9 protein-coding genes are annotated in these 7,980 nt (G+C 64.7%); 2 read left to right on the top strand and 7 right to left on the bottom strand.

Going from position 1 to position 7,980, the window contains the following annotated elements; translation table 11 throughout:
* The 3 genes from WAN02_RS19215 to WAN02_RS19205 all read right to left on the bottom strand — a co-directional run.
* Positions 1–408: sulfotransferase (locus WAN02_RS19215; protein WP_422265828.1), on the bottom strand; the 408-nt coding region annotated here is incomplete at its 3' end.
* On the bottom strand, positions 409–1,419 hold the full coding sequence (locus WAN02_RS19210; RefSeq protein WP_422265827.1) for a 3-oxoacyl-ACP synthase III family protein: 1,011 nt from the start codon (positions 1,417–1,419) through the stop codon (positions 409–411).
* A 163-nt stretch (positions 1,420–1,582) separates the two neighbouring features.
* The gene (locus tag WAN02_RS19205; RefSeq protein ID WP_422265826.1) at positions 1,583–3,088 is read right to left on the bottom strand and encodes a carboxylesterase/lipase family protein; all 1,506 of its coding nucleotides are present in this window, start codon (positions 3,086–3,088) and stop codon (positions 1,583–1,585) included.
* Between the two features lie 81 nt (positions 3,089–3,169).
* Between WAN02_RS19205 and WAN02_RS19200 the strand changes: the two genes are divergently transcribed.
* A complete protein-coding gene (locus WAN02_RS19200; RefSeq protein WP_422265825.1) occupies positions 3,170–4,054 on the top strand; it encodes a neutral zinc metallopeptidase in 885 nt (294 codons plus the stop codon).
* Between the two features lies 1 nt (position 4,055).
* On the opposite strand, the gene WAN02_RS19195 is transcribed toward WAN02_RS19200, so the two are convergent.
* A complete protein-coding gene (locus WAN02_RS19195; RefSeq protein ID WP_422265824.1) occupies positions 4,056–5,066 on the bottom strand; it encodes an Rv2578c family radical SAM protein in 1,011 nt (336 codons plus the stop codon).
* A gap of 128 nt (positions 5,067–5,194) precedes the next feature.
* Between WAN02_RS19195 and WAN02_RS19190 the strand changes: the two genes are divergently transcribed.
* Positions 5,195–6,217, top strand: a complete 1,023-nt coding sequence (locus WAN02_RS19190) for a hypothetical protein (RefSeq protein ID WP_422265823.1) — start codon at positions 5,195–5,197, stop codon at positions 6,215–6,217.
* Positions 6,218–6,375: 158 nt separating this feature from the next.
* Here the strand turns inward: WAN02_RS19190 and WAN02_RS19185 are convergent, their stop codons facing one another.
* From WAN02_RS19185 to WAN02_RS19175, 3 genes are all read right to left on the bottom strand, one after another.
* A complete protein-coding gene (locus WAN02_RS19185) occupies positions 6,376–6,660 on the bottom strand; it encodes a WXG100 family type VII secretion target (protein WP_331512261.1) in 285 nt (94 codons plus the stop codon).
* 43 nt (positions 6,661–6,703) lie between these two features.
* Positions 6,704–7,000, bottom strand: a complete 297-nt coding sequence (locus WAN02_RS19180) for a WXG100 family type VII secretion target (RefSeq protein WP_422265822.1) — start codon at positions 6,998–7,000, stop codon at positions 6,704–6,706.
* A 164-nt stretch (positions 7,001–7,164) separates the two neighbouring features.
* Positions 7,165–7,464, bottom strand: coding sequence for a PE family protein (locus WAN02_RS19175; protein WP_422265821.1), 300 nt, complete (start codon positions 7,462–7,464; stop codon positions 7,165–7,167).
* Between the last annotated feature and the right edge of the window lie 516 nt (positions 7,465–7,980).

The raw sequence follows: 7,980 nt of genomic DNA, 5'->3' as shown, positions 1-7,980 counted from the left end.
GAACCAGGCCACGTCGTCGGTCTCGACGCCGCGCAAGCTGGTCTCGTGCACGTCGGAGGGGTGGTAGCGGGCGGGCGACAGCTTGTCCAGCCGCGGCACGATCCCGCCGAGCAGCTTGCGCGCGGTGATGGCCGGAAAGAGCATCTCCCACAACTCCAGAGCGGCCATATCACCAGCACCGAGCAGCAGCCGGTGCAGAAATGTGGTGCCGCTGCGCGGATTACCGATGATGAAGATCGGTCGGTCGATCGGCTGCTTACGATGACTGGGGTAGAACACGTAGTCCAGAGCGAGCGTTATCGCTGAAATCGCCTGGCGCAATTGCAAAAGCCCGAACGCGCCGAGCGGCCGAAACCACACCCCGAACGTCTTGCCGATCACCCGGTAGATCCGTAGATAATGCCGCATTCAGCTCTCCCACACTGCAGATGCGCAAACAATCGTGAACCCTGATGCGGCGCTTGCGATCACGAGCTTGTCACCGTTGTTGATGGTGCCGTGCTTCAGACGGTGGTTGAGCGCGACCGCCCAGGAGGTACTGGCGGTATTGCCGTATACCGAGTGCGTATGCACGCACGCCTCGGGCCGCGCACCGACTGCGGCGAAGACCCGCTCGAGGATCGCCTGGCTGGGCTGGTGGAAAATGTAGTGGTCGACGTCTTCGGCCCTCCAGCCCGCGGAGTCGAGGAGGCGCTGAAGCTCTCCCGGCACGTGAACCGCAAGTGCGAACAGCTCTTTCGAGCGCGACACGAAGTGGCCGTCGATCGGCGCCGAGCACAGGTCGTAATGCTCGGCAAGTGTCTTGTGCTGGAAGCCCAGCAGCCGAGCGCTGCCCGCCCGCAGCGACTCGCGAGTCACCAGGAATGCCGCGGCCGCGTTCCCGAGCGTCAGGCCGGCGGCGAGCTCCGCGACGTCGTCGAGCGTCTGGAGGTCATAGGTGACCCGATCGCGCCAAAGTTCGCCCGCGCACACCAGCGCCGTGTTGATCTCGGAATGCAGAGCGAAGTAACCGGCGACGACGTGTATCGCCTCGAGCAGCCCGGCGCAGGCACAGGTCACGTCGAACGCGTGTAACGGCCTCGCTCCGAGCCGCCCGGCGACCTCAGCGGCGGTCGCGGGCTCGAAGTTCTCGCGGGCAATTCCGCCATAAATCAAAAGGTCGATCTCGCTCGCATCGATGCCGTTCTCGAAGAGGCAGGCGGTCGCCGCGCGAGACGCGAACTCGCCAGGCGAAAGCGTCTGGTCGGGGTCGACGTAGCGGACCTGGGTATTACATCGGCCCAGCACATACTGAATGCCTTGCGCGATCGAATCCCACTCAGATCGGGTTCCCCGGAAGGACTCTCTTACCCGCGCCAACACCGTCTCGTTGTCGAGGGCGGCGTCCGGAATGACAACCGCAGGCCTCGACAAGTACATACACGGAAGGTTCATACGGCGGCCTCAGCAGCTACCTGAACGGGCAGACACTCGTTGGAATCCCGGGTCATCAGTACGCGCCCCCTTTCAGCCGCTCCGGCCAGCCGTATCAATTAGCTTTACAAAATACCGCCCACCCGACCGGCCGACCATCAGAGTCCAACTAATCGGACCCTAGCAGTCCGTTCCACGCCGAGCGGCGGATTGTATCGGGGTCGTCGACCGCGACATCGGAGAACGACCGAATGACGCGGGTGGCCCGGCGAGTCGTGTCGTAGCGGGGCCAGTCGCGAGACCAAATTTGGCGATCGGACCCGGCCGCGTCGGCGAATTCCAGCCAGGTCCTCTGCATCCGGCGGCCCACCGCCGGCGTCAGCCATCTCCCCAGCGGATGCAGTCGTCGGCCCAAGTGCGATCCATAGGTGTGCAAGATGTGCACGATCTCGCTGCCGTGAACGGCGCCCAGGCCCGTCGCCCGCAGCGTCGCTGACGTGTGATCGAAGCGGTAGGCATAGGTGGGCGCGTGAGCACTGTAGGCATCGGCGAACGCCCACGTCGGGGCCACGAACATCGCGTCAGCACCGATGTTCTCCAACGCGCGGCGGCGCGGATGGCCCGGATACGCCGCAAGCACCCGCGCCCTCGGCTCCGGCGCGAATCGCGCGAAATATTGATCGACGGTCGCCTGCGTCGTCGGCAGCATCGCCGTCTTGTCTCGGGCGAACAGCGACGCCTCACGCCGGTTGGAACCGATGACCAACGGGACACAGGCCGTCGCACCCGTCCGCGCGGCTTCGGTCGGGTGCAGTGGCAGCAGCTCGGTCCCGTAGGTCAGGCCATGCGCCAGCGTCGGTGTCGTCGCTACACTCGCAAGTTGGAATTTCCCTGCCGCGCGGCGTAAGTCACGCTGCGGGAGCGTTTTCAATTCCCCCGCCCGCACCCCGAGTCGACTGAGAAATCGTTGCGCCTGCTCAGCGCGCGTCGCACGGTCGGCGATCAGTGGCAGCGCGGGGCTTTGCGCGATCGCCTGGGCGAAAAGGCCTTCGGCTGCCGGGCTGGCCAACAGAGCCAATACCGAAGTGGCGCCCGCGGATTCGCCGAACACGGTGACCCGGTTGGCGTCGCCGCCAAACGCCGCAATGTTGTCACGAACCCAGGCCAAGGCGGCGATCTGATCGCGCAGGCACAGATTGTCGTCAAAGCCGTCGCCGAGATCGCCAAGTTCGAAACCGCCGAAAACCCCCACCCGGTAGGTGACATTGACGACCACGACGTTGCCGTTCGCGGCCAACTGCGACCCGTCGTAGAGCTGCAACTGCCCGGCGCCGTTGAGGAAGGCTCCGCCGGGGATCCACACCATCACCGGCAACGAGCCGGACACGTCCGGCGACCACACCGTCGCCGTCAAGCAGGCTTCGTCGCGAATCTTCGGGTCTCTGCGGTCGCCGGCGACCATCGAGCGGCTCTGCAGCGGCAACGGTCCGTGCTCGACGGCGTCGCGCACACCTGTCCAGGGCGGCAGCGGCGCCGGTGCGGCGAATCGACGCTCACCGATGGGTTGTTGCGCGTACGGCACGCCGCGCCACACCGCGAGGCCGCCTTCGACGGTGCCCCGCAGATCGCCGATGGACGTGCACGCGAGCGCAGGAACTTCGGCAACCGCGGGCACGCCTGAATCGTAGTGTGCAAAGCTGATCTTGCCGGGCCAGAAATATCCGGGAGCTACGCCAACACCGCAACGGAGAGTGCGATGACCTTCAACGAGGGTATGCAGATCGACACCAGCACGACGGCGTCGTCCGGAGGTGGCGGAGGACGAGGAATCGCGATCGGCGGCGGGCTCGGCGGGCTGTTATTCCTCGTGGTCGCGCTGTTACTCGGGGTCGATCCCGGCAAAGTGGTCAACCAGCTGCCGGCGCCGAGCGCCAGCCAGGACGTGGCGCCCGGGTTCGATCTCAGCAAATGCAAGACCGGGGCCGACGCCAACCAGTACGCGCAGTGCCGCGTGATAGCCACCGGCAACTCCGTCGACGCGGTGTGGAAGCAGCTGATGCAGGGATACACCCGGCCGCGGGTGCGGCTGTTCAGTGGTCAGGTCAACACCGGGTGCGGACCGGCCAGCACCGAAGTTGGCCCGTTCTATTGCCCGGTCGATAAAACCGCCTATTTCGACACCGGCTTTTTCGACGTGCTGCGCACCCAATTCGGTTCAAGTGGTGGGCCATTGGCGCAGGAATACGTGGTAGCTCACGAGTTCGGGCACCATGTGCAGGATCTGCAGGGATCACTGGGTCGCGCCCAGCAGGGCGCGCAAGGCGCCGGCGGTAATGGCGTGCGCACCGAGTTGCAAGCCGACTGCTATGCCGGCGTGTGGGCCCACTATGCCTCCACCACCAAGCAGGAAAGCACCGGCGTGCCTTTCTTGGAACCACTGAGCGACAAGGACATTGCCGACGCGTTGTCGGCGGCCTCGTCGGTCGGCGACGACCGTATCCAGAAGACCGCCACCGGCCGGGTCAACCCGGAGTCCTGGACCCACGGCTCCTCGGAGCAGCGTCAGCACTGGTTCACCGTCGGCTACCAGACCGGCGACCCCAACCAGTGCGACACCTACCACGCACCCGACCTGAACTAGCTCAGAACAGCGTTGGCGGTAGCACCTCGACGGCTTGCGGTGGCGGGGCGGCATCGAAGCGCCGCGGATCGCCGGCCAGCCCGTATGTGGCGATCAGGGGTGCCACCCTCGCGCGAAGCTCGTCTCGGTAGGCCTGCGGCAAATACGCCCCACGCCGGTACAACTCGCGATACGGACCGACTAGCTGCGGATAGGTGCGCGTCAGCCACGACATGAACCAGCCGCGGGTCGATCCCCGCAAGTGCAGGCCGAAAACGGTGACGCTGACGGCCCCCGCCTCCGCGATCTGGCGCAGCAATCCGTCGAGATGCTCGACCGAATCCGTCAGATAGGGCAGTACCGGCGCCACCATCACGTGACAGTCCAAGCCGGCTTCGCGAATCGCGGCGACCAATCCGAGGCGGGCCTGCGGGCCCGGCGTGCCGGGCTCGACCCGCTTGTGCAGTTCGGGGTCACCGACCGCAAGCGAGACGGCGAGGCTGACTGGCACCTGTTCGGCCGCGTCGGCGATCAGTGGCAGATCACGGCGCAGCAGCGTGCCTTTGGTCAGGATCGACAGCGGCGTGCCCGCCGCCGCCAGCGCGCCGATGATGCCGGGCATCAACGCGTAGCGACCCTCGGCGCGTTGATAGGGGTCGGTGTTGGTACCCAGCGCAACCGTCTCGCGACACCACGACTTCCGGGCCAGTTCGCGACGCAGCACATCGACGACATTGGTCTTGACGACGACCTGGGTGTCGAAGTCGTTGCCGCAGTCGAAATCCAGATACTCGTGGGTCGGCCGGGCGAAGCAGTACCGGCAAGCGTGCGAGCAACCGCGGTATCCGTTGACGGTGTATTGGAATGGCAATGCTGCCGCGCGCGGAATTCGGTTGAGCGCCGATTTACACAGGATCTCGTGAAACGTGATGCCCTCGAACTGCGGCGTCCGCACACTGCGGACGAAGCCGATGCGTTCCAAACCGGGCAGCGCGCCGTCGTCGACGTCGATGCTCTGGTGGTCCCACCGCATACTATATTCGAACGCTTGTTCGAGTCTATGTCAACCCCCACGACCGGGTTGGTTCCTGTCGCAATCAGCGTCTCGGCTCGTCGCCAATACGCCTGCGGTGAGCCAGTTGTCATTTAAGCTGGGTCATCGTGACGTCTGATACTGACGCCCCTAAAGAAAACAAACATCTTAAGTGGGCAATGGGTGGGGTGGCCGCGGTAGCGGTCTTGGCAACGATCGTCGCAGCGGTATTGCTATTCGGCGGTGGGGATTCGGGGGCGCCCAAGGGCGGCTCGGATAGTGATTCGAACCACGAGACCGCCGCCGTGGCCAGCGCGAAAGATACCGGGCCCGTGGCGGTGATCACCGATGATCCGAGTTGCACGGCGTGGACGGCGATCAACAATCAACTGGCGAACGGCGGCCAGGGCCTGTGGAACGATCGCGACCGGTCGGTGCCCGCTTCGGCGTGGACGCCGAAGCTGCGTGCGCAATACATCGCAGCCGGCCAGTCGCTGCGCGGCGCGGCGGCCCAGACGGTCGGCCTGGTCAAGCTGACGCCGCATCGGGTGATGCGTGAGCTCTACCAGCAGTTCATCGCATATGCGCGCGCCTACTCCGAGCGGATCCCCAAATACACGCCGGCCGACAACAACTTGGCCGGCGCGGCGAACAGTGCCTCGTCCGCGCTGGGAGCGATCTGCGCCGCCATCACCGACGGGTCGGCAGCGGCCCGCGGTCCGCTGGTGTCGCCGTCGCCGCCGCCGTCCGACATCGCCCCGGTGGGCAACCTGGCGAACCCGCAGCCCATGCTCACCAACGACAACTCCGTGTGCCCCGACTGGAGGTCGGCGTTGGACGAGTTCGGCAAGCAGACCGCCGCGTGGCAGCAAATGGATCCCAATGTCCCGTCGATCTATTGGAATAAAGAGCAGAAGGCGGTCAATTACGCGGTTGGACCCGTGATGAACTCGTTCGCCGGCAAATTGGAACAGCTTGGCCGGCAAAGCGATAACGCGGTCTTCCAGGATGTGGCGAATCTTTCGGCCCAGTACCGTCGCGCGTTTGTCACGGCGCTGCCGACCTACACTCCGACCGACAATCACTTGGCCAACGCGGCCAACTTCACCTCCACGACCATCCTGGGTGCGTGTATAGCAGTTGCCGAGTAGGCGCGTCCGACGCCTACGGCGTCACCACCTCGTACACTCAACAGCGCCAGTGTGTTTCGGCGTCCACGGCAATGAGAACGGGTGCGCAAGGTGCCTAAACGAAAACACACCGGGCATCCCGATGCCCGGTGTGTTTCGAACTCTTACTGGCTGAGGCGTCAGGCCCAGCTGCCGCCGACGGCGGAGTCGGTGGACGACATGTTGTTGCCGGCCGTCTGGACCTTTTGGCCGTGAGAGTTGGCTTGTTCGTAGATGACCTGGAAGTTGCGGCCCAACTGGGTGATGAACTCCTGGCAAGCCACCGAACCCGAGCCACCCCAGAAGTCACCGGCAGCCAGCACATCGCGCACGATGGACTGGTGCTCGGCCTCCAGCGAAGCGGCCTGCGAACGGATCAACGCGCCGTGGGCGTCGACATCACCGAACTGGTAACTGATCGACATTTATCTGTCCTCCTGATTGTTGAAGTTTACGCTGCCAGTGGAGTTAGCTGCTCAGAATCTGCTGAGAGGCCTGCTCTTGGCTCTCGTAGTGGTTCGCGTCGCGGATCAGGCCGTCCCGAACCCCGTGCAGCATGTTGACGATGTTGCGGAACGCGGTGTTCATCTGGCCCATGGTGTCGTACGAGGTGGCCTGCGCGGTACCACTCCAGCCGGCCCCGGCAATGTTCTGGCTCGATGCCCACATCTTGCGGGCCTCGTCCTCAACCGTCTGCGCGTGCACATCGAAACGGCCCGCCATCGACCGCATCTCGTGCGGGTCAGTCATAAAACGTGAAGGCACTTGCTTATCTCCTAGCTTCTAGTGATGGACTGCAACGAACGTGGTAGTCGGACTGGTTACCTGGGGCAACCGCCGACCTGAAACGCACGGCTGGACCCCCCTTTCCCGCTAACTGGTAGCCACTGGGAGTGGCACCACAGTGGGACGGTCTTCATCGACAACACTCAGCCGGCAGCGGCTGCGTTGGCAGCTTCGGTAGCCGCATAGGAACCGGCGCTGGTGCCCAATGTGTTGACGAACATCTCGTGGATCGCCGCAGCTTGGGCGCTGACCGCCTGATAAAGCTGAGCGTGCGCGACAAACTGGGCGGCGGTCAGAGCTGAAACCTCATCGGCCGCAGCCGGAACGACGCCCGTCGTGGGAGCCGCCGCCGACGCGTTCTGGGAGTTCAATCCCGCGCCGATTCCTTGCAGGCTGGTGGCCGCGGCCGACAGTGCCTCAGGCTGTGTAGTCACGAACGCCATTTGGCTTCCTCCCTAGGTCAGTTCCGGCCATCTGTTCGTGCATGAGAATAGACGCGCGTATCGCCGTGTGCTGGGGCTCAAGCCTGGTGTTTGCAACTATTCACCCGGTGGCAACAACTGTTCATCTGCGGTAACAGCTGTGTAACCGGCGCAGCTCCACGGGTGCCGGTCAGCAGCTCGAAAAGGTCCCTGAAGTGCTCAAATGCGTTGGTCTCGGTCGGGCACTGGTCTCCGCGTCGTTATCGGCGCCTGCCGCGCGTCGCGGAGCGGTGGATGCCGCGGCACTGCGGTGAGGCGAAAAAATCTAACCGCGGATAACGCCCGCACCCGCTCCACTCACGCGGCCTCCCCTCTTTGACGGCCACCTGGAGTTCGGCTCCAAAACTGCTCCTCCTGCGTGGCCACCGGGCCCTGCTCGACGACGCGACCATGCAAAGCTGAGCGCAGCGGTAGACAGCGGCGCTTCGTCCTGGATTGCCGCATCGGCGTCCAGCGACATTCCACGTGAGCCGGCGC

It is taken from the genome of Mycobacterium sp., from assembly GCF_049281135.1.
In the GTDB taxonomy this organism is placed as follows: domain Bacteria; phylum Actinomycetota; class Actinomycetes; order Mycobacteriales; family Mycobacteriaceae; genus Mycobacterium.
The sequence above is the reverse complement of the archived record's forward strand: the minus strand, read 5'-3'. Positions and strand labels throughout refer to the sequence as shown.